Origin of the sequence: Mycolicibacterium sp. MU0050 (assembly GCF_963378085.1) — a bacterium.
Taxonomy (GTDB): Bacteria; Actinomycetota; Actinomycetes; order Mycobacteriales; family Mycobacteriaceae; genus Mycobacterium; species Mycobacterium wendilense.
Genome location: NZ_OY726395.1, coordinates 997,312 through 1,018,068, shown reverse-complemented (window position 1 = coordinate 1,018,068; position 20,757 = coordinate 997,312). Strand labels below are relative to the sequence as shown.

General features: G+C 69.8%; 17 protein-coding genes, 2 tRNA genes and 1 pseudogene. 5 read left to right on the top strand and 15 right to left on the bottom strand.

Annotated features, from left to right (window positions below; all coding sequences use genetic code 11):
* Window positions 1-87: 87 nt before the first annotated feature.
* Window positions 88-474 carry a nuclear transport factor 2 family protein gene (locus R2K23_RS04880; RefSeq protein WP_316514731.1) on the bottom strand — a complete coding sequence of 129 codons (387 nt, stop codon included), beginning with the start codon at window positions 472-474 and terminating at the stop codon, window positions 88-90.
* A 254-nt stretch (window positions 475-728) separates the two neighbouring features.
* On the opposite strand from R2K23_RS04880, the gene R2K23_RS04875 reads away from it, so the two are divergent.
* Complete coding sequence (locus R2K23_RS04875) at window positions 729-989, top strand: hypothetical protein (protein WP_316514730.1); 261 nt, start codon at window positions 729-731, stop codon at window positions 987-989.
* A gap of 112 nt (window positions 990-1,101) precedes the next feature.
* On the opposite strand, the gene R2K23_RS04870 is transcribed toward R2K23_RS04875, so the two are convergent.
* The 9 genes from R2K23_RS04870 to R2K23_RS04830 all read right to left on the bottom strand — a co-directional run bounded on the left by R2K23_RS04870 (window position 1,102) and on the right by R2K23_RS04830 (window position 8,255).
* Window positions 1,102-1,175: transfer RNA gene (locus R2K23_RS04870), tRNA-Leu, on the bottom strand.
* Between the two features lie 15 nt (window positions 1,176-1,190).
* On the bottom strand, window positions 1,191-1,832 hold the full coding sequence (locus R2K23_RS04865) for a TetR/AcrR family transcriptional regulator (RefSeq protein WP_316514728.1): 642 nt from the start codon (window positions 1,830-1,832) through the stop codon (window positions 1,191-1,193).
* Entirely contained in the window at window positions 1,829-3,337 is a 1,509-nt protein-coding gene (locus R2K23_RS04860; protein ID WP_316514727.1) for an FAD-dependent oxidoreductase, read from the bottom strand. The genes R2K23_RS04865 and R2K23_RS04860 overlap by 4 nt, the downstream gene beginning before the upstream one ends.
* 105 nt (window positions 3,338-3,442) lie before the next feature.
* Window positions 3,443-3,973, bottom strand: coding sequence for a YdcF family protein (locus tag R2K23_RS04855; RefSeq protein ID WP_316514725.1), 531 nt, complete (start codon window positions 3,971-3,973; stop codon window positions 3,443-3,445).
* Window positions 3,973-4,920, bottom strand: a complete 948-nt coding sequence (locus R2K23_RS04850) for a Ppx/GppA phosphatase family protein (RefSeq protein WP_396893052.1) — start codon at window positions 4,918-4,920, stop codon at window positions 3,973-3,975. The genes R2K23_RS04855 and R2K23_RS04850 overlap by 1 nt, the downstream gene beginning before the upstream one ends.
* 1 nt (window position 4,921) lies before the next feature.
* Window positions 4,922-5,452 (bottom strand): DUF501 domain-containing protein, encoded by a 531-nt coding sequence (locus R2K23_RS04845; RefSeq protein WP_316514722.1) that lies wholly within the window; start codon window positions 5,450-5,452, stop codon window positions 4,922-4,924.
* Window positions 5,445-6,158 (bottom strand): FtsB family cell division protein, encoded by a 714-nt coding sequence (locus tag R2K23_RS04840; protein ID WP_316514721.1) that lies wholly within the window; start codon window positions 6,156-6,158, stop codon window positions 5,445-5,447. Before R2K23_RS04840 ends, R2K23_RS04845 begins: the two co-directional genes overlap by 8 nt.
* Window positions 6,159-6,177: 19 nt before the next feature.
* A complete protein-coding gene (gene eno / locus R2K23_RS04835) occupies window positions 6,178-7,461 on the bottom strand; it encodes a phosphopyruvate hydratase (protein WP_316514719.1) in 1,284 nt (427 codons plus the stop codon).
* A 104-nt stretch (window positions 7,462-7,565) separates the two neighbouring features.
* Window positions 7,566-8,255, bottom strand: coding sequence for a lytic transglycosylase domain-containing protein (locus tag R2K23_RS04830; RefSeq protein ID WP_316517051.1), 690 nt, complete (start codon window positions 8,253-8,255; stop codon window positions 7,566-7,568).
* A 603-nt stretch (window positions 8,256-8,858) separates the two neighbouring features.
* On the opposite strand from R2K23_RS04830, the pseudogene efeO reads away from it, so the two are divergent.
* Together efeO and efeB are read left to right on the top strand one after the other, a co-directional pair.
* Window positions 8,859-9,602, top strand: a pseudogene (gene efeO, locus R2K23_RS04825) (iron uptake system protein EfeO); the annotation flags it as partial.
* Window positions 9,583-10,902, top strand: a complete 1,320-nt coding sequence (gene efeB / locus R2K23_RS04820; RefSeq protein WP_316514718.1) for an iron uptake transporter deferrochelatase/peroxidase subunit — start codon at window positions 9,583-9,585, stop codon at window positions 10,900-10,902. The pseudogene efeO and the gene efeB, both read left to right, overlap by 20 nt.
* Before the next feature lie 13 nt (window positions 10,903-10,915).
* Here efeB and R2K23_RS04815 read toward each other — a convergent pair whose 3' ends face one another.
* The 5 genes from R2K23_RS04815 to R2K23_RS04795 form a co-directional block, all read right to left on the bottom strand.
* On the bottom strand, window positions 10,916-12,439 hold the full coding sequence (locus tag R2K23_RS04815) for a SulP family inorganic anion transporter (protein WP_316514717.1): 1,524 nt from the start codon (window positions 12,437-12,439) through the stop codon (window positions 10,916-10,918).
* Window positions 12,440-12,561: 122 nt separating this feature from the next.
* Window positions 12,562-13,611 (bottom strand): nucleoside triphosphate pyrophosphohydrolase, encoded by a 1,050-nt coding sequence (locus R2K23_RS04810; protein WP_316514715.1) that lies wholly within the window; start codon window positions 13,609-13,611, stop codon window positions 12,562-12,564.
* 183 nt (window positions 13,612-13,794) lie between these two features.
* Window positions 13,795-14,364: a hypothetical protein gene (locus R2K23_RS04805; protein WP_316514713.1), complete on the bottom strand. Its 570-nt coding sequence runs from the start codon at window positions 14,362-14,364 to the stop codon at window positions 13,795-13,797.
* 270 nt (window positions 14,365-14,634) lie between these two features.
* Window positions 14,635-18,291, bottom strand: coding sequence for a transcription-repair coupling factor (gene mfd / locus R2K23_RS04800; protein ID WP_316514711.1), 3,657 nt, complete (start codon window positions 18,289-18,291; stop codon window positions 14,635-14,637).
* 130 nt (window positions 18,292-18,421) lie between these two features.
* The gene (locus R2K23_RS04795; RefSeq protein WP_316514710.1) at window positions 18,422-19,015 is read right to left on the bottom strand and encodes a TetR/AcrR family transcriptional regulator; all 594 of its coding nucleotides are present in this window, start codon (window positions 19,013-19,015) and stop codon (window positions 18,422-18,424) included.
* 75 nt (window positions 19,016-19,090) lie between these two features.
* Here R2K23_RS04795 and R2K23_RS04790 point away from each other — a divergent pair.
* Together R2K23_RS04790 and glmU are read left to right on the top strand one after the other, a co-directional pair.
* Window positions 19,091-19,162: transfer RNA gene (locus R2K23_RS04790), tRNA-Gln, on the top strand.
* Between the two features lie 17 nt (window positions 19,163-19,179).
* Window positions 19,180-20,649, top strand: coding sequence for a bifunctional UDP-N-acetylglucosamine diphosphorylase/glucosamine-1-phosphate N-acetyltransferase GlmU (gene glmU / locus R2K23_RS04785; protein ID WP_316514707.1), 1,470 nt, complete (start codon window positions 19,180-19,182; stop codon window positions 20,647-20,649).
* Window positions 20,650-20,757: the final 108 nt, after the last annotated feature.

Here is a 20,757-nt window from a genome sequence, read left to right as displayed (position 1 = left end):
CGCTAACGTGCCGGCCGGGACTACGGGCGAAAATCGGCGGAGATGGACTCCGATGCGGCGGGTGCGGGTCCCGCCCCTCGGTCCACGTCAGTCGAAGAACTTGCGCTGCCGCAGCTCGGCACGGCGGCGCTGCAGCCGCCAGCCGGCCGGCGTGCGCACGATCAGGTCGTGGTAGTCGCCGGTGACCGGTGGGCCCCCGTTCGGGAACCCGATGAACTTGGAGTGCGCAATGACCGTGCCGTCGTCCCGCTGGCGCATGGTGGTGTTCGTGGTGACATGCGCGTACATGTTGCGGCCCTTGAAGTTCGCGACGATATCGGCGATGCCGTGCAAGTCTGGGCGGCCGACAGCACCCATCTCGAAGACGAAGTCCTCGGCGAACACTTCGTGGGCCCGGTCCCAGTCGTGATCGTCGACGACATGGCCATAGTCGGCGAGCAGCATCTGGATCTGTAGGGCGTCCTCAGGTTTCACGACTGTCCTCCAATCTCAGCCTTCGGCATTGCGGCAACGCTATACGCAGACGGTGGGCGGCGGTGTCGTGACATAGCCGGCTCCAAGCGTTCTTGGACCTGAATGGGCGCCCGAGCTGCGTCACGGTGCCCCCAGTCGGACACAAGATTCCCGACGGTGAGGTTGTGGGGTTGGTTGGGTGGGGGCCCGACTACGTTGAGCAGTCCTGCGAGAAGAAGGTCGAAGACAGTAGAAGGTGAGCTACATTTGCCTCCGTGGGGAAATTAGCAGCACTGACAATTGCTTTCGCGGTGGGGATCGTTATTGCTCCGGCAGCCCATGCCGCACCTCATGAAAGCCCGGACTGCGACCCCAACTATTCCGGTGCCTGTGTTCCGATTGCCACCGACGTGGACTGCGCTGGCGGCAGCGGCAACGGTCCGGAGTATGTAACCGGCCCGGTATACGTCGTTGGAGACGACATCTACGAGCTTGACCGCGAAGGCGACGGCGTCGCCTGCGAGCCCTACAACTGACGGCATGCCGTGTAAGTGCCGCGCTGCTGTCAGGCCGCTGTCCGGTGCCCTCCAATGGCTCCTCCACCTCACGCGTTCGATGTGAGAAACGTCCTGACCTGCAAGACCTGGGTGCCCCCAGTGGGACTCGAACCCACACTGTGCGGATTTTAAGTCCGCTGCCTCTGCCAATTGGGCTATGGGGGCTGTGCACAGGAGATGCTATTTCAGACCGGCCCCACCGTCCCCATCGGCTCCACCCGGTGGCAGCAACCCGATCTGCCGGTACACCGCCCGCAGATACCGCCGCATCTCGTCGAGATCGGGCGGGTCTGGTTGCAACACACGGTAAGTCACCGCGCCGGCCATCATGTCGATGGCCACGTCCACGTCCAGGTCGGCGGCGACGGTCCCCTCCTCCCGCGCCCGCTCCAGCAGCCGGGCCGCGATCTGCCGGCGCGGCAGGATGTAGCGCTCCCAGTAGGCGGCCATCAACGCGGGGTGGCTGACCGCCGAGCCGTAGACCCGGGCGACCAACGCGCGGTACTGCGGCGTGGTCGCCGCGGCGGCCGCGCTGTCGATGGCCGCCTCCACCAGCGCAGCAGGCGACTGCGCCTCGACCTCCTGCGCCGAGGCGAACTGCACCTCGTCGACCACCAGCGTCTCGATGGCCGCGGCGATCAGTTCCTCCTTGTTCGACCACCGCCGATAGATACTCGGCTTGCCGACGCCGGCCAGCTTGGCGATCTGCTCCATGCTGGTGCCCTCGACCCCGCGCTCGATGAACAGCTCCAGGCCCGCCCGCAGGATCGCCAGGTCGGTGCCGCGGTCGCGGGGACGTCCCCGCCCGCCCACCTCGGTCAACGCGTCCTCCCAGCGGACAGCGCATCCCGCAGCCACCGGTCCAGCCCCGCGGCGTCACCGCCCCGCCAGCCCAGGTGCGCATCCGGGCGCACCAGCATCGCCTCGTCACCGTCGTAGCGCAAGCCCACCACGAACTCGCCGAGCCGGCGCCGCGCCGCCTCGAGTCCCGCCCCGCCGGCCGACGATGGCTCAAGCAGCGCCCACCGACCGCCGAGTTCACCGTGCAGCCGGGTCGGGGTGCCGTCATCCCGCGTGCACGCCAGGTCGGCAATTCGGTCCCCCGGCCGGGGCTTTCGGCCGCGCCCGCCCAACGGGCCCTTGCGGTAACTCACCCACAGCTGCGAGGCCGAATACGTCGCCCACCGCTGCACCACCGGCAACCCGGCGATGCGGATCGCCACCTGATCCCGCAGGAACCGACCGAACCGGCTGCTGGCCACATTCATTCGGGTCATCGCACTGGTCCCGCGCAGCACATCGGTGGCCAGCGGCCGGCGTTCGGCCTCGTAGGTGTCGAGCAACGCCTCTCCCGCCGAACCCCGCACCGCCAATGCCAGCTTGAAGGCCAGGTTCTCGGCGTCGCCCACCCCGGTGAGCATGCCCTGCCCGCCGAACGGCGCGTGCGCGTGCGCCGCATCGCCGGCGATGAACACGCGCCCGCGGCGGTACGACGACGCCAGGCGTCGGTGCACCGTGAACACCGACAGCCACTCGGGTTCCCCCACCCGCACCGTGCGGCCGGTCCGCTCCGGAATGATCGTCGTCACCCGGTCGAGAATCTCTTCATCACTGGGCTTTTCACCGCCGCGCGGGTCGTAGGCGAACACCCGCCACAGGTCGTCGCGGCCGGACTCGTCCGGCATCGGCATCACCCCGACCAGCCCGTCGGGGTGGACCCAGCCGCTGGTGCCGTCCCGACTCAGGTCCCAGTCCAGGTGCACATCGGCCAACAGGAAGCGCTCGGAGAGCTTGACCCCGGGAAAGTCGATGCCCACCAGCTTGCGAGTGGTGCTGGAGGTGCCGTCGCAGCCGACCAGCCATCGGGACCGGACCCGATGCCCGTCCGCCAGCGTCGCCTCCACCGATTCAGCGTCCTGCCGTAGGCAGGTCAATCCGTTGCCCCACTGCGGGATAACACCGAGATCCGCGAGTCGGTCCCGCAGTGCCGCCTCCACCTTGGCCTGGGACACCACCATCGGCGGCGCGGCGGTCCCCATCCCCGGATCACCGAACATCAGCTTCATCATCGGCCGATCGCCCGCGTAGGTGGTGACGCTCATGGCGCGCAGCGATTCGGCCGGCAGGCTGCCCAGCGCCCCGAGCCGCGCCAGCACCTCCGAGCCCCGGGCATGCATGAAGTTCGCCCGCGACGTGGTCGCCGGCGCCGCAGCGCGGTCGATCACCCGCACCGACAGCCCGTGCAAGCGCAGACTGCAGGCCAATGTCAGGCCGGTCGGCCCGGCCCCCACCACGATGACGTCCGTGTCCATCTCGGCACCAGTCATCCCACTACCGTAACGGCCCCGTTTCGTAATTTAAAGCCCCGGTGTCACGATTTGTGACGCCGCGCAATCGAGAGGGGCCGGGGACACCGCCGCCCACACGGCGACCTAGCAGCCCCGCTGCACCAACGCCTTCGCAAACCCGGCCCCCTGGTAGATGTACATCCACCCCCAGTAGGGGACCGACAGCTGCACCGGGACCTCCGCCATCAGCAGATCGCCGGCAAAGCAGCGTTCCATCAGGTACCGCGCCCGCGACACGTGCGGGGTGTAGGTCACGACAATGACTGCCTGCCAGCCTCTTTCGGCCGCCAGCCGGCCCAGCTCGCGAGCCTCGCCCTGCGTGCTCGGCGGGTCCGGCGTGAAGCATTCGACCGTGAAGTCGCGGCCCTGCTCGTCGCAGAACTCGTCGACCTGACCGGCCGGGTTCGACAGCACCAACGTAGGCGCATAGCCGCGGTGCGCCAGCTCCAGACCGTGCAGATACCGCCCCTCGGGGGCGTCGCCGCCGACCACGAAGATCGCATCGGCCGGCCGCGGGGTGTCCGCCCGCGGGTCGACGAACACCGGGTATCCCCCGACCACCACGACCACCGCCAGCAGCAGCACCGCCAGCAGCGTCACCGCCGCGCGCCGCATCACACGATCGACCCGATGATCCCGTCGAGGATGTCGTGCTCACTGACCGTCAGGCTGGTGATGTCGGCGCGCTCACCCAGCTCGCGGGCCAACTCCTGCACCACGATCGCGCCGCCGCCGATCACGTCGACCCGGCCCTCGTGCATGGGCCCCAGCGCCGCGCGCTGCTTGCGGGTCATCCCGATCAGCTCGTCGCACACCGGCAGCAGGTCACCGAAACTGACCTGCGACAGGTGAATCGCCTCCGGGTCGTAGGTCGTCAGCCGGCGCGCCAGCGCGGCAATGGTGGTGAAGGTGCCCGCCACCCCCACCCAGGTGCGGGCCTTGTCGACGGGTACCGCCGCCAGCGCCTCGGACAGCCGCTCGCGGATCACCGCGCGGGCCTCGGCCACCTCGTCGGCAGTCGGTGGGTCGGAATGCAGGCACCGCTCGGTGATCCGCACACAGCCGATGTCCGCCGAGAACGCCGACTCGACGTTGCGTTGGCCGAACACCACCTCGGTCGACCCGCCGCCCAGGTCAACCACCACGAAAGGTGCTGCCGCGGAATCCAATTCGTCGACCGCACCCAGGAAGGACAGCTCGGCCTCCTCGGTCCCGGAGACCACCTCGGCCACCGTCCCGGCCACCACCGCGCCCAACACCTCGGCGGTCATCGCGAAGAACTCCTCGCGGTTGGCCGCATCCCGGGTCGCCGAGGTCGCGACCATCCGCACCCGCGTCACGTCGTGCTGGCGCATCAGCGCGGCGTAGTCCTCCAGCGCGGCACGGGTCCGGGCGATCGCCTCCGGGTCGAACTGCCCCGTCGCGTCGACCCCCTGCCCCAACCGCACGATCCGCATCTCCCGGTGCACGTCGACCACCGCACCGTCGCGCACCTCGGAGATCAGCAATCGGATGGAGTTGGTACCGCAGTCGACCGCCGCCAGGCGCGGGCTACTGTCCACTTCACTGCTCCTCGGCATCGCCGCGCGATGCATCGTCGTCGCCAATCCACTGTGCTTTCACCAGGATTCCCGCCATCGCGGGCTCGCGGGCCAAGATCGCCAACGCCTCGTCACCGAACGGGTTGACCCCCGGGCCCTTGGCCAACGAGTGCGCCATCACCACGTGCAGGCACTTCACCCGGTCCGGCATGCCGCCGCCGGTGAACGTGGTGCCCAACGACTCGATGGCGTCACGCTCGGCCAGATAGCTTTCGTGCGCCCGCCGGTAGGCCGCCGCCAACTCCGGATCGGTGGCCAGCCGCTCGGTCATCTCCCGCATCAACCCGGAGGATTCCAGCCGGCTCGCCGCGGCCGTCAGCGCGGGGTGCGTCAGGTAGTACAACGTCGGAAACGGTGTTCCGTCAGGCAGTTTCGGCGCCGTCTTGACCACCGCCGGCTCGCCGTTGGGGCACCGGTAGGCGATCTCGAGCACGCCGCGGGGTTCACGTCCGAGCTGGCGCTCGACGGCCGCCAGGTCCGCGGGATCAACCACCGGGCTGCCCGGGCTCGGGAGGCGGCGGCGGGGGCGGCACCTGACCCGGCTCGGCCGGGGGCGCGGGCGGCGGCGCCGGCGCGCCGTGCGGTTCGTCGGCGATGGTCTTCCACAGCGACGTGTACCAGGGATCGTTGTTGACCAGCGCGGTGGGCGCGTCGTCCACGTCGTCGGTGACGACGGCCCCCGGCGGCAGCTGCACCTGGTACGGAATGTCACCGGGCATCACGAAACCCAGGCGTTCGCGGGCCTGCGCGGCGATGAACGCCGGATCGGCGAGCTTGATCTTCTGCTCCTCGAGTTCGGCGATCTCGGCGCGCAACGCGGCCTCACTGGCGTTCAGCTGCCGCATCTCGGTGCGCTGCGCGAAGTAGGTGCGCACCGGACCGGCGATGGTCAGCGTCAACACGCACACCACCGCGGCCAGCACGGCGGCGCGACGGGCCGTGAAACCCATCCGCTGCTCGGACTGCAGCTCGGCCGCCTCGGCGATGGACTGCCGAACCGGCTCGATGACTTCAGGTTTCGCCTTTTCTTCGGTGGGTTTGGAGGTGTCCTTGCGCGGTTCCTTGCGCGCCGACGCCGCCGTCGGCGACTTCGCGACCGGTTTGCGCGCACCGCGGCCCGGTGCCCCGCCGCGACCGGCGGCCCCCGGCCGTGAGGTCGGAGACCGTCGCTTGGGGTCGGGCCGCTTCGCGTCGGACATCAATAGGCCAGGCTACCGGCTATTTCGCCTCGTACCTCGGGAAGGCCAGGTCACCGGCGTAGCGTGCGGCGTCCCCGAGGGTCTCCTCGATGCGCAGCAGCTGGTTGTACTTGGCTACGCGCTCGCTGCGCGCCGGGGCGCCGGTCTTGATCTGACCGCTGCCCACCGCGACGGCCAGGTCGGCGATGGTGGTGTCCTCGGTCTCGCCGGAGCGGTGGCTCATCATCGAGCGGTAGCCGCTGTTGTGCGCCAACGCCACCGCGTCGAGGGTCTCGGTGAGCGTGCCGATCTGGTTCACCTTCACCAGCAGCGCGTTGGCCGCGCCGCGCTCGATGCCCTCCTCGAGGCGCTCCGGGTTGGTGACGAACAGGTCGTCGCCGACCAGCTGCACGCGGTCACCGATCGCGGTGGTCAGGGCCACCCAGCCGTCCCAGTCGTCCTCCGACAGCGGGTCCTCGATGGACACCAGCGGGTAGGCGTCGATGAGTTCGGCGTAGAACTGCGACATCTGCTCGGCGGTGCGGGTTTCCTTCTCGAACGCGTAGCCGGTGCCCTCGGTGTAGAACTCGGTGGCGGCCACGTCCAGGGCCAGCGCCACGTCGGTGCCCAGCTTGAAGCCGGTGGCCTCGATGGCCGTGCTGATCAGGTCCAGCGCCGCGCGGGTGCTCGCGACGTCGGGGGCGAACCCGCCCTCGTCGCCCAGGCCGGTGGCCAGCCCCTGCTTCTTGAGCACGGCCTTGAGCGAGTGGTAGACCTCGGTGCCCCAGCGCAGCGACTCCTTGAAGGTGGGCGCGCCGATCGGGGCGACCATGAATTCCTGCACGTCGACACCGGTGTCGGCGTGCGCGCCGCCGTTGAGGATGTTCATCATCGGCACCGGCAGGATGTGCGCGTTGGGCCCGCCCAGGTAGCGGAACAGCGGCAGCGCGGCGCTGTCGGCGGCGGCCTTGGCGATGGCCAGCGACGCGCCGAGGATGGCGTTGGCGCCCAGCCGGGACTTGTCCGGGGTGCCGTCGAGATCCAGCAGGGCCTGGTCGACGATGCGCTGCTCGTCGGCGGCGATGCCGATGACCGCGGGCGCGATCTCGTCGAGCACGGCCTCGACGGCCTTCTCCACACCCTTGCCGCCGTACCGGTCCCCGCCGTCGCGCAGTTCCACGGCCTCGTGCTCGCCGGTGGAGGCGCCGGAGGGGACCGCCGCGCGGGCATACGTACCGTCGGTCAGCGCGACCTCGACCTCGACGGTCGGGTTACCGCGCGAGTCGAGAATCTCCCGGGCCGCGACCTGCTCGATGATGGGCACTGAAGTCTCCTTTGCGTCTGGGGCTCGAAGGCCAGGCCCTCAAAGGCCAGCGCTAAGCCTAAAGCGTGCCGGTTGCGGACGCGGCGATGGCTCGGGATCGGCCCCTACAGCGAGTAGCCGTGGGCGTAGGCCGTGGCCCAGTCGCGCACCATCCGGGCGTACTGGTCGGAATGGTTGTAGGCCCGCAGCGCCGTCATCCAGCCCTTGGGTTGGGACAGGTCCTTGCCGCGCCAGCACAGGTACCCGGCCGACGACAGCGCGGCATCGTCCATGTTGTCCGGGTTGATCTCCCCGTCGTTGTTGGCGTCGACGCCGTAGAGCTTCCAGGTCTCCGGGATGAACTGCATGGGGCCCATGGCCCGGTCCAGCTCGGAATCGCCGTCGAAGACGCCGCCGTCGGTGTCGGGAATATGCATGTTGCCGCTGGTGCCGTCGAGCTGCATGCCGCGAATGGGCGGGGTGACGTCGCCGTTGGGCCCGATGGTGGCGCCGCGGTAGGTGCCGTGATGGCTCTCCACCATGCCGATGCCGGCCAGCGTGGTCCAGGCGAGCTTGCACTTGGGGTTGACCACCTCGGCCACCCGCGCGGCATAGGCGTAGGCCTCCAGCGCGGCCGCGGGCATCTTCAGGGCGGGGGCACGTTCGGCGGCCCACTCGCGCAGCTGGTCGGCGGGCCGGCCGTCGGCCTCGATGTCGATGGCCGGAACCGGGTCACCCGCCGGGGGCGGGACGCCCTCCGGGATGGGGTTGCCCAGCCGCCAGGAACAACTCGAAGCCATCAGCACGGCTGCCATGCCCACCACCCCGGCAGCCTGCAGCCAACGCTTCGACACCGGACTCCCTCACCCTCCTCGATCCGAGCCATCGTCCCATGCCGATCGCGCCCATCGCAGCTGCCGGAGCGCCGCGCCAAGATATTCCGCACGTCAAACCACGCTGCTAAGGTGAGGCACACCTCACACTGGCAACGACTGCCAGCGCGCTGCGGCGTCGTAGCAAGGACACCAGATGATTTCCCACGACGAGATTACGGCCGCGCTGCCGGCTGCGGTTCCCAGTGTGCCATCGCCGGTGTTGGGGCCGGGTGTGAGCGGCCCACCCGCACGGTCCGCGAACCCGGCCCACCGTCCTGCTCCCGGTGACCTACATTTCGGTGTTGCCGGTGCCGTTCGCGGGCCCCGCGGCCCGCTTCGGCAAACCCCTGCCAACCCTGAACCCCAACCCGAGAGGTCGACCACGTGAACCGATTCCCGATGTCCGTCAAAGCCGGTGTCGCCGCCGCGGCCCTGCTGACCGGCGCCCTGCTGGCGGGCTGCGGCTCCGACGAGGCCGCCGACAGCACCGCGGCCCCCGAAACCCAGGTGCAGCCCACCGGCGAAGCCGCCGCGACGGACAGCGAGAGCATGTTCAAGGAGGCCACGGCCACCTACAAGCAGTACGTGACCAGCCAGACCGAGGCGCTGATTCCGGCCACCCAGACGTTCGTCGACGCCGTCAAGGCCGGCGACATCGAGGCCGCCAAGACGCAATACCCCATCGCGCGGACCCACTGGGAGCGCATCGAGCCCGTCGCGGAGGCCTTCCCCAACGATCTCGACCCGCGCATCGACCTGCGGGAGGCGGACCTGTCCGAGGGCCAGAAGTGGACCGGCTTCCACCGCCTGGAGAAGGACCTGTGGCTCAACGGCCTGCAACCCGACAGCGACGCGATCGCCGACCAGCTGATGGCCGACGTCCGCGAACTCGACGCCGCGGTCAAGGACCCCGAGTGGACCATCGAGCCCGTCGACATCGCCGCCGGCGCACAGGGTTTGCTCGACGAGGTTGCCACCAGCAAGATCACCGGCGAGGAGAACATCTTCAGCCACACCGACCTGTGGGACTTCCTGGCCAACGTCCAGGGTTCGCAGACGGCGGTGTCCTCGGTGCGCCCCATCCTCGACGAGCGCGACCCGGCGCTGGGCAAGCGCGTCGACGAGCGCTTCGCCGAGGTCGAGGCGCTGCTGATGCGGTTGCGCGCCGGCGACGGCTTCGTCTCCTACGACACCGTCACCGATGCGCAGCGCCAAGACCTCTCCCGCGCCATCGACGCGCTCAGCAAAGAGGTGAGCCAGGTGCAAGGTGTCATCGCCGGTCGATGAGCCCGGCCAGGCGGTAGCCCACCCGCACGGGCGGACCGGATTCTCGCGGCGGACGCTGCTCGGCGCGGCGGGGGTCGGTGCCGCCGTCGCCGGCGCGGCCGGGGCCGGCGTCCTCGCCGGGCGCGCCTCGGCCGCCGACACCGCTGCGGCCCAACTGCAGGCCCCGGTGCCGTTCCGCGGTCGCCACCAGGCCGGCATCGTCACCCCGGCGCAGGACCGGATGCACTTCGCCGCCTTCGACGTCACCACCGAGGACCGCGACGAGGTGGTGGCGATGCTGCGCGAATGGACGCAGATGGCCGAGCGGATGACCCGCGGCGAGGAGACCACCGAGGGCGGTGCGGTGGGGCTCAATCCCTATGCGCCGCCGACGGATACCGGCGAGGCGCTGGGCCTGCCGGCCTCCCAGCTGACCCTGACCATCGGCTTCGGCCCGTCGTTCTTCGGCACCGACGCCCGGCCCCGGTTCGGACTGCGCGGGCAACGCCCCGCGTTGCTGAAGGACCTGCCGAGGTTCCCCAACGAGACCATGGACCCGGCCCGCAGCGGCGGCGACATCTGCATCCAGGCCTGCGCCAACGACCCGCAGGTCGCGGTGCACGCGGTCCGCAACCTGTCCCGGGTGGCCTTCGGCACCGCAGCGGTCCGCTACTCACAGTTGGGATTCGGCCGCACCTCGTCCACCACGCGGGACCAGACCACCCCGCGCAACCTGTTCGGGTTCAAGGACGGCACCAACAACGTCAAGGCCGAGGACACCGACATCCTCGACAAGCAGGTCTGGGTGGCCGACGGCGACGGGCCGAACTGGCTGACCGGCGGCAGCTACCTGGTGGCCCGGCGCATCCGGATGCGCATCGAACAGTGGGACCGCACCACGCTGCTCGAACAGGAACGCGTGATCGGCCGCACGAAGGGCAGCGGCGCCCCGATCGGGTTGGCCGACGAGTTCGAGCCACTCAACCTCGACGCGATCGACGGCGACGGCGAGCCGTTGATCGACCCGCTCGCCCATGTGCGGCTGGCCGCACCGGAAAGCAACCACGGCGCGGAGATGCTGCGCCGCGGCTACAACTTCACCGACGGCACCGACGGGTTCGGGCACCTGGACGCCGGGTTGTTCTTCATCGCCTTCGTGCGCAATCCCGAGACGCAGTTCATCCCCGTGCAGGCCGAACTGGCCCGGCGGGACCTGCTCAACGAATACATCACGCACACCGGGTCGGCGGTCTTCGCGGTCCCGCCCGGCATCCCCGACGGCGACCGCGACGCCTACTGGGGTTCCACCCTGTTCGGCTGAACCGGCAGCGGGTTCAGGGCTCGGCGCCGAGCCGGCCCGTCAGCCGGCCGTGGCGCTGCGCCGAATCCCGGTTCAGGCCAACGATTTCGACGGTCTTGCCGCGGGACTGATACTTGGTGGTGATCGCGTCCAGGGAGGCCACCGTGGAGGCATCCCAGATGTGTGAGGCCGAGACGTCGATGAGCACCCGGTCCGGGTCGCCCGCGTAGTCGAACTGGTACACCAGGTCGTTGCTGGAGGCGAAGAACAACTCGCCGGACACCCGGTAGGTCACCCGGGCGCCCTCGTCGTCGGCGTCCTCTACCCGTTCGACGGTCATGAAATGCGCGACGCGCCGGGTGAAGAGCACCATGGCGGTCAGGGTTCCGGAGATGACGCCGTAGGCCAGGTTGTCGGTGGCGACGGTGACGACGACGGTGGTCAGCATCACCAGCGTCTCGCTGCGCGGCATGCGGCGCAGGGTCGCCGGGGCGATGCTGTGCCAGTCCAGCGTGGCCACCGACACCATGATCATCACCGCCACCAGCGCCGCCATCGGGATCAGGCCCACGATGTCGCCGAGGCCCACCACCAGCACCAGCAGGAAGGCGCCGGCCATGAACGTCGAGATCCGGGTCCGCGCCCCCGAGACCTTCACGTTGATCATGGTCTGGCCGATCATGGCGCAGCCACCCATGCCGCCGAAGAACCCGGTGACCACGTTGGCCACGCCCTGACCCCAGCCCTCCCGGGTCTTGTCCGAATGGGTGTCGGTGATGTCGTCGACCAGCTTGGCGGTCAGCAGCGATTCCAGCAGACCCACCAGGGCCATCGCCAACGCGTAGGGCGCGATGATCTGCAGGGTCTCCAGCGTCCACGGCACCTGCGGCAGGAACAGCGTCGGCAGGCTCGACGGCAACTCGCCTTCGTCGCGGACGTCGGGCAGATCCAGCTTGCAGACCACGACCACGACGGTGAGCAGCACGATCGCGATCAGCGGCGCCGGGACGGCGGTGGTGAGCTTGGGCAAGAACACCATGATCAGCAGGCCCGCCGCGACGAACGGATACACCAGCGCGGGCACGCCCAGCAGATGCGGCAGCTGGGCCAGGAAGATCAGGATGGCCAGGGAGTTGACGAAGCCGACCATGACGCTGCGTGGGATGAACCGCATCAGCCGCGCCACGCCGCAGACGCTGAGCAGGATCTGCAGGATGCCGGCGAGGATGACGGTGACGATCAGGTAGTCGATCCCGTGTTCACGCACCAGCGGGGCGATGACCAGCGCCACCGCGCCGGTCGCCGCCGAGATCATCGCCGGCCGGCCGCCGGTGAACGCGATGGTGACCGCCATGGTGAACGAGGCGAACAGCCCCACCCGCGGGTCGACGCCCGCGATGATCGAGAACGAGATCGCCTCCGGGATGAGCGCCAGGGCGACGACGAGACCGGCGAGGACCTCGGTTTTGAGGCGCCGCGGTGAGCGCAGGGCAGCCAGCACCGAGGTGCTGGGCGCTTCGGCCTCCGGACTGGTGAGGCCGCTGGGTTTCGCGGACACATCGCTCCTAATCACACTGCAGCGCAACTGCTTTCCTGCACAACGGAGCCACGTCGACGAACTGCGGAATTTGACTGGGCGCCACGCTGCGCCCCCGGGACGGTGAGACCGTCGGGCAGACTCTACCCGTCGTCGCGCTCGGAGTCGGAATCCGAGGCGACGGCGGGACCGGCGTCTGGGGCGCCGTCGGGGTCCGCGGTGGCGGCGGGCGCCGCGTCGCCGGGTTCAGGTTCGGGATCCGCGTCGGCGGGCCAGGCCGCCCGCCACTCGTCGGCGGTGGCGGCGCCCAGGGCGGAGGCGTCGATGTCGCCGCGCGCCGCGGCGATGGCGCGTTCGGCGACGCGCACCCGGTCCATGAACGCCAGCACCGCGGACCGCAGCCCGTTCTCAGCGTCGGAATCCGGGGACACCGTCACCGTCAGCATGGCCGCCGGGATCAGGTCGGCGGGCAGCCCGGCCTGCTGGGCGCGGCTGATCACCTTCTGCGCCAACGCGAGTGCGGGCTGGGCGGTCGGCACGTCGTCCATCGCCGAGGTGCGGGCCTGCACGGCCTTCTCGGCGGCCTTGCGTTCCTCCCACTGGGCCAGCTGGTCCTCCAGCGAGATCGACTCGCCGGCCAGCACCGCCGGTACCCGGTTGCCCAGTTTGCGGACCAGTGCGTCGGCCACGTCGTCGATGCTGAACGGGTGCGCCGGTGAATCCTGGGCGATGCGGGCGTGAAACAGCACCTGCAGCAACACGTCTCCGAGTTCCTCGCGAAGCTGCTCGGCGTCTCCGTTGCGGACCGCGTCGAACAGTTCGTAGGTCTCCTCCAGCAGGTAGCGCCGCAGCGAGTCGTGGGTCTGTTCGCTTTCCCACGGGCCGTCGGTGCGCAGCTTGTCCATCATCGCCACGGCGTCGACGATGCGCTCGCCGGGCTCCGCAGCGGGTGCGGCGATGACCTTCTCCCCCGCCGCGACCCGGGCGGCCACCGCCGGGTGGTCGGGGTCCGAGGACACCAGCACCGCGGCCTGTTCGTCGCCCTCGGTGCCACCCACCAGCCGCGCGTTCGGCAGCGACCACGGCAGCTTGATCGGCATCTCCTCGGTGTACTGCACCTCACCGGAGAGCAGTTCGACGGCCTCGACCGGGATCAGCGTGGGACGGCGAGGGTCCACCAGGATGACAGTCATCAGACTGGCCCCCTCACGCGTATCGATGGGCAGTTGGTCTCGGTCCTACCAACTTAGTCGGGCAGCCACGTGCCGATGAAATCCGGCAACAGCCGGGGGTCGGGCGACAGCGCTCACCTGGAGACGGGCGATGGCCGCCCCGCCCGGAAGGGCAAGGCGGCCATCGTGTCCGGAGTCGGTGACTCAGGACTCCGGCTCAAACGGACCGTCCGGGATCACCCAGTGCCCCGGCGCCTCCTCGAAGAACGGGTTGACGATCCCGTCCACCGTGGGCAACTTCTTCAGTTGCCCGGGCGGGATTCCGAAGAACGGATTCGGCACCCCGTTGATCACCGGGGAATTCTTCAGCTGTCCCGGCGGGATCTGTCCGGCCGGGAGCCTGAAGTAATTGTCCACGTCGGGGAAATTCACTTCGGGCAGGTTGACGTCGGGCACGTTCACGTCGGGCACGTTGACGTCCGGCACGTTCACGTGGGGCACGTTGACGTCCGGCACGTTCACCGCCGGCACGTTGACGTCCGGCACATTCACCGCCGGCACTTCGACGTCCGGCACATTCACCGCCGGCACGTTCACGTCCGGCACGTTCACCGCCGGCAGATTCACATCCGGCACCTGCACGCCCGGAACCGGTACCGGCGGCGGCTTCGGCACGTCCGGCTGGGCGTGGACCAAGCCCGCACCCAGGCCGAGTGCGCCGAGACCGAGTGCACCGGTCATCGTCGTTGTCGCTGCCAATTTCTTGAGGTTCATCCGTAACTCCTTCGCCTCGTTTCACCGCGACGCGCACCGCAAAACTCGGCGGCATATCGCGGGATTTTCGGTTTGGGAATTGCTTGACCGGCCAGGTCAGCCGATCGACGCCCACGGTTTGGACGACAACGCAACACCGTGACCCCCCGCTCGGTATGTCGGGTTGCCGCCCGGGTGCGTTAACACCGGCGCGTCAGGCGAACCGGCACGCGGACGTATACGCGCTGGTGAGGGGCCCGAAACTTTTTTTCGAGCGCGGAGGGGGCGCGGCTACCGGCCGGGGCCGGAGAGCCCAGCGACGGTCACCGCAGGCTCGCCGTGCAGAGCGCGCAGCAGGTCGGCGACCATCTGCACCAACTCCAGGTCCCGGATCCGCGCCGAGCCGACCCCGCCGACCCGCGGAATCGGGACCTGCACGGTGGCGGTGGTGGCGCGGTAGCTCGCGCCGGGGTAGACCCGCTTGAGCCGCAGCTGCGCGGAGTCGGGCAGCGTCAGCGGCGAGAGCCGCAGCGTGGCGGCCTGCCCGGCGGAACCGGTGGCCGACAGCTCGGTGACCCCATAGGTGCGGCACAGCAGCCGCAGCCGGGCGACCGCGATCAACCGCAGCACCGGCTCCGGCGGCGGTCCGTAGCGGTCGGTGAGTTCCTCGACCACCCCGCGCACCGCGTCCTCGTCGGCGGCGGCCGCCAGCCGGCGGTAGGCCTCCAGCCGCAGCCGGTCGCTGTCGATGTAGTCCGGCGGCAGATGCGCGTCGACGGGCAGGTCGATCCGCACTTCCTTGGGTTCGGCTGGGCCCGTGACGGTTTCACCGTCGGCGACGGCGCGGTAGGCCTCCACCGCTTCGCCGACCAGGCGCACATACAGGTCGAAACCCACACCGGCGACGTGACCGGACTGCTCGGCGCCCAGCACGTTGCCGGCGCCGCGGATCTCGAGGTCCTTCATCGCCACCGCCATCCCGGCGCCCAACTCGTTGTTCTGCGCGATGGTGGCCAACCGGTCGTACGCGGTCTCGGTCAGCGGCACGTCGGGCGAATAGAGGAAGTAGGCGTAGCCCCGTTCCCGGCTGCGTCCCACCCGGCCGCGCAACTGGTGCAGCTGGGACAACCCGAAGGTGTCGGCGCGCTCGACGATCAGGGTGTTGGCGTTGGAGATGTCCAGGCCGGTCTCGACGATCGTCGTGCAGACCAGGATGTCGTAGTCGCGGTTCCAGAACCCCTCGACCGTCTTCTCCAGCTGCTCCTCGGGCATCTGCCCGTGCCCGACGACCACCCGGGCCTCCGGCACCAGCGCCCGCACCCGGGCCGCGGCCTTGTCGATGGTGCTGACCCGGTTGTGGATGTAGAACGCCTGCCCGTCGCGCAGCAACTCACGGCGCAGCGCCGCGGCGACCTGCTTGTCGTCGTGCGGCCCGACGTAGGTGAGCACCGGGTAGCGCTCCTCGGGCGGGGTCAGGATGGTCGACATCTCCCGGATGCCGGCCAGGCTCATCTCCAGGGTGCGTGGAATGGGCGTGGCGCTCATGGTGAGCACGTCGACGTGGGTGCGCAGGCTCTTGATGTGTTCCTTGTGCTCGACGCCGAAGCGCTGCTCCTCGTCGACGATCACCAGCCCGAGGTCCTTCCACCGCACCCCGGTCTGCAGCAGTCGGTGGGTGCCGATCACCACGTCGACCGACCCGTCGGCCATGCCCTCGATCACGGCCTTGGATTCTCCCGGATCGGTGAACCGCGACAGGCCCTTCACGGTCACCGGGAAGCCGGTCATCCGCGCGGTGAAGGTCTGCAGGTGCTGGTCGGCCAGCAGCGTGGTGGGCACCAGCACCGCCACCTGCTTGCCGTCCTGGATGGCCTTGAACGCCGCCCGCACCGCGATCTCGGTCTTGCCGTAGCCGACGTCGCCGCAGATGACCCGGTCCATCGGGACCGGCTTCTCCATGTCGGCCTTGACGTCGGCGATGGCGGTCATCTGGTCGACGGTCTCGGTGAACCCGAACGCGTCCTCCATCTCGGCCTGCCAGGGGGTGTCCGGCGCGAACGCGTGCCCGGGCGCGGCCTGCCGCTTGGCGTACAACGCGACCAGCTCGGTGGCGATCTCGCGAACAGCCTTGCGCGCCTTGGTCTTTGTGTTGGTCCAGTCGCTGCCGCCGAGCCGGCTGAGGCTGGGCGCCGTGCCACCGACGTAGCGGGACAGCTGATCCAGCGAGTCCATCGGCACATACAGCCGGTCGGACCCGCCGCCGCGTTTGGCCGAGGCGTACTCGAGCACCAGGTACTCCCGGCGCGCCCCGCCGACAATGCGTTCGGTCATCTCGACGAACTTGCCGATGCCGTGCTGATCGTGCACCACCAGGTCGCCGGCGGTCAGCGCCAACGGGTCCACGGTGTTACGGCGTTTGGCGGCAAGGCGTTTGCCCTCCGAGGCGGTCACCCGGTTGCCGGTCAGGTCCGTCTCGGTGATGATCACCAACTCCGCGCCCGGCACCACCAACCCGTCGTGCAGGGGGCCCTGGAGCACCCCGACCACACCCGGCTGGGGTTGCTGGCCGGACTCCAACAGGGCTGCGGGCGTGTCGTTTTCGCCCAGTTGCTCGACGGTGCGGCGCGCGGTCCCGGTACCGGGGGTGACGACGGCGGCGCGCCCGCCGGTGACGACGTGCGCGCGCAGCATCGCGAAGATCTCCTCGAGGCTCTGCTGGCTGCGCGCCGACGGCGAGGGCCGCACGTCGAGTTCGATCGCGTCCTCGTCGGGCAGCTGGCTCAGCGTCCACCACGGGTGACCGTCGGCGGCCGCGCTCGCCCGCACCTCGCCGAGTTCACGGAAGCCGGACCCGCCGAGCGCCTCGATGTCGATGGGGGCGTCCCCGCCCACGGCGGCCACCGACCAGGACGCCTCCAGGAACTCCTGGCCGGTCTTGATCAGGTCGGCGGCGCGGGTGCGCACCTTCTCCGGGTCGCACACCAGCACGGGCGTGCCGGGCGCCAGCTGATCGGTCAGCAGCGCCGGGTCGTCGGGCCGCAGCACCGGGGTCAGGGCCTCCATGCCGTCGACCGGGATGCCCTCGGCGAGCTTGGCGAGCATGTCGCCGACGCTTCCGGTGGCCGGGCTGGCCACCGCGTCGGTGGCGTCGGACCTGCTCTGCAGCAGTTCGGCGGCGCGCGCCTTGACGTCCTCGGTGAGCATCAGCTCCCGGCACGGCACGGCGATGATGAAGTCGATCGGGATCTCGGTAATGGAGCGCTGGTCGGCGACGGAGAACATCCGCATCTCGGAGATCTCGTCGCCCCAGAACTCGACCCGGACGGGGTGTTCGGCCGTCGGCGCGAAGATGTCCAGGATGCCGCCGCGCACCGCGAACTCACCGCGCTTGCCGACCATGTCGACCCGGTCGTAGGCCATCCGCGACAACCGCGCGATGGTGTCCTCGAACCCGACCTCCTCGCCGACGGTCAACAACACCGGCTCGGTGTGTTCGGAGGTCGCCAGGCCGGCGACCATCGGCTGCAGCAGCGACCGCGCCGTGGTCACCACCACCTGCAGTGGCGGGCCCAGCCGCGCGTCGTCGGGGAACGCCAGTCGGCGCAGCAGCAGCATCCGCGCGCCGACGGTCTCCACTCCCGGCGAGAGCCGCTCATGCGGCAGCGTCTCCCACGAGGGGAACAGCGCCGCGCCGTCGCCGAAGACGCCGCGCAGCTCGGCGGTCAGGTCATCGGCCTCCCGGCCGGTCGCGGTGACCACCAGCAGCGGACCGTGGGCAGCCAGCGCGGCGGCCACCAGGAACTGGGCGGGAGCGGGGGCGACCATCCGCAGCTCGTCGGGTCGGTCCGCCGCGCGGGCCATGAGGTCGACGAACGTCGGCGCGCTCAGCGCCAGGTCGGTGAGCCCCGCGATCGGGGTTTGGACAGACGGGTGCCCCGGTGCGGTCATGATGCGCTCCATTCTAGGGCGGGCCGCCTCGTGACCTCGCTCACGTTCCGCCGCGAAATTGCCGTCACGGTCGTGGATTTACCCCGGATTGCAGCCCGGTGTGCAATCTCAGCCGATCAACCCGGTGACGTCACTCGTCCTGCAGGTGCGGGTCGGCTTCCAGGTGGGTCAGCCCGTTCCACATCAGGTTCACCAGATGCGCGGCCACCACTTCCTTCTTCGGCTCCCGGGTGTCCAGCCACCACTGCGCGGTCATCGACACCGAGCCCACCAGCGCCTGTGCGTAGAGCGGCGCCAACTCGGGGTCCAGGCCGCGCCGGGAGAAATCCCCCGCCAAGATCGAGCTCACCTGGTTGACCGCGTCGTTGAGCAACGACGAGTAGGTGCCCGAACTGATCGAGGCCGGCGAGTCGCGGATCATGATCCGGAACCCGTCGGTGCGCTCCTCGACGTAGGTCAGCAACGCCAACGCCACCCGCTCGATGCGGACCCGGGACCGGTTGTTGGTCAACGACGAGGTGATGCCGTCCAGCAACGCCGACATCTCGCGGTCGACGACCACCGCGTAGAGCCCCTCCTTGCCGCCGAAATGCTCGTAGACGACGGGTTTGGAGACGTTGGCGCGCTGCGCGATCTCCTCGATGGAGGTGGCGTCGTAGCCGCGTTCGGCGAACAGCGAGCGGGCGATGTCGATGAGTTGACGTCGACGTTCACTCCCGGTCATCCGGGCTCGCGGCGCCCGTACCTCTTTCTCCGGAGCTCCCACGGGAACCAGCGTATAGACTGCCGACCGCAATAGTCCGTCGTGGTGTAATCGGCAGCACCTCTGATTTTGGTTCAGATAGTTCAGGTTCGAGTCCTGGCGACGGAGCAGTCCGAAGGAAGTCCATGACGACACAGCGCGAATCCGCGCCCTCAGCAGCAGTCGAGACCGCGACCGTGGTGTTGGCGGCGGGCGCCGGCACCCGGATGCAATCGGACACCCCGAAGGTCCTGCACACACTGGCCGGGCGCAGCATGCTGGCGCACGCCTTGCACGCGGTGGCCAAGGCCGCCCCCACCCACCTGGTGGTGGTGCTGGGCAAGGACCGCGAGCGCATCGCCCCGACGGTGACCGAGCTGGCCGAGACGCTGGGCCGGCGCATCGAGATCGCGGTGCAGGACCAACAGCTGGGCACCGGGCACGCCGCGCTGTGCGGGCTCTCCGCGCTGCCCGCCGACTTCGCCGGCACCGTCGTGGTGACCTCGGGCGATACCCCGCTGCTCGACGCCGACACGCTGGCCGCGCTGACCGAGGCGCACCGCGCCGAACCCGCCGCCGTCACCGTGCTGACCACCACGCTGGCGGACGCGACCGGCTACGGCCGGGTGCTGCGGACCCAGGACGCCGAGGTCATCGCGATCGTCGAGGAGGCCGACGCCACCCCGCAGCAGCGGGCCATCCGCGAGGTCAACACCGGGGTGTACGCGTTCGACATCGCCGCGCTCCGCTCCGCGCTCGACCAACTCTCGGCCGACAACGCCCAGCAGGAGCTGTACCTGACCGACGTGATCTCGATCGTCCGCGGCGAGGGCAAGATCGTCCACGCCCAGCACATCGACGACAGCACGCTGGTGGCCGGCGTCAACGACCGGGTGCAGCTGTCCAACCTGGGCACCGAGTTGAACCGGCGGCTGGTGGCCAAGCTGCAACGCTCCGGGGTCACCGTCGTCGACCCCGCCACCACCTGGGTCGACGTCGACGTCACCGTCGGCCGCGACACCGTGATCCAGCCCGGCACCCAGCTGCTGGGCAGCACCACGATCGGCAGCAAGTGCGTGATCGGCCCGGACACCACGTTGGCCGACGTCAACGTGGGCGACGGCGCGTCGGTGGTGCGCACCCACGGCGGGCAGTCGCAGATCGGCTCCGGTGCCGTCGTCGGCCCGTTCGCCTACCTGCGCCCGGGGACCACGTTGGGCGCCGACGGCAAGATCGGCGCGTTCGTCGAGGTGAAGAACTCGGTGATCGGCACCGGCACCAAGGTGCCGCACCTGACCTACGTGGGTGACGCCGACATCGGCGAGCACTCGAACATCGGCGCCTCGAGCGTCTTCGTCAACTACGACGGCGAAACCAAGCGCCGGACCACCATCGGCTCGCACGTACGCACCGGGTCCGACACCATGTTCGTCGCCCCGGTCCGGGTCGGCGACGGCGCCTACACCGGCGCGGGGACGGTGCTGCGCCACGACGTGCCGCCGGGTGCGCTCGCCGTCTCCGAGAACGCCCAGCACAACATCGAGGGCTGGGTCGAACGGAAACGGCCAGGTAGCGCCGCCGCCGAGGCGGCCCGCAAGGCGCAGGGCGAGCAGTAGACGCGCTCGGGGCTACCCGAGTTGTTCGCAATCCGGCAACCCGGCAACGCGGCGCGGGTAACGCTACGTACGATTGCCCCTGCGGCCGGTAGCCTGCTGGCCCGCTTC

What these genes read in the sequence shown, in the direction of transcription:
- R2K23_RS04810 (WP_316514715.1), bottom strand. Translation starts at nt 13,611, where the DNA reads ATGACTGTCATCCTGGTGGACCCTCGCCGTCCCACGCTGATCCCGGTC.
- R2K23_RS04855 (WP_316514725.1), bottom strand. Translation starts at nt 3,973, where the DNA reads ATGCGGCGCGCGGCGGTGACGCTGCTGGCGGTGCTGCTGCTGGCGGTG.
- R2K23_RS04830 (WP_316517051.1), bottom strand. Translation starts at nt 8,255, where the DNA reads ATGGCAGCCGTGCTGATGGCTTCGAGTTGTTCCTGGCGGCTGGGCAAC.
- R2K23_RS04860 (WP_316514727.1), bottom strand. Translation starts at nt 3,337, where the DNA reads ATGACTGGTGCCGAGATGGACACGGACGTCATCGTGGTGGGGGCCGGG.
- mfd (WP_316514711.1), bottom strand. Translation starts at nt 18,291, where the DNA reads ATGACCGCACCGGGGCACCCGTCTGTCCAAACCCCGATCGCGGGGCTC.
- R2K23_RS04795 (WP_316514710.1), bottom strand. Translation starts at nt 19,015, where the DNA reads ATGACCGGGAGTGAACGTCGACGTCAACTCATCGACATCGCCCGCTCG.
- glmU (WP_316514707.1), top strand. Translation starts at nt 19,180, where the DNA reads ATGACGACACAGCGCGAATCCGCGCCCTCAGCAGCAGTCGAGACCGCG.
- R2K23_RS04840 (WP_316514721.1), bottom strand. Translation starts at nt 6,158, where the DNA reads ATGTCCGACGCGAAGCGGCCCGACCCCAAGCGACGGTCTCCGACCTCA.
- R2K23_RS04805 (WP_316514713.1), bottom strand. Translation starts at nt 14,364, where the DNA reads ATGAACCTCAAGAAATTGGCAGCGACAACGACGATGACCGGTGCACTC.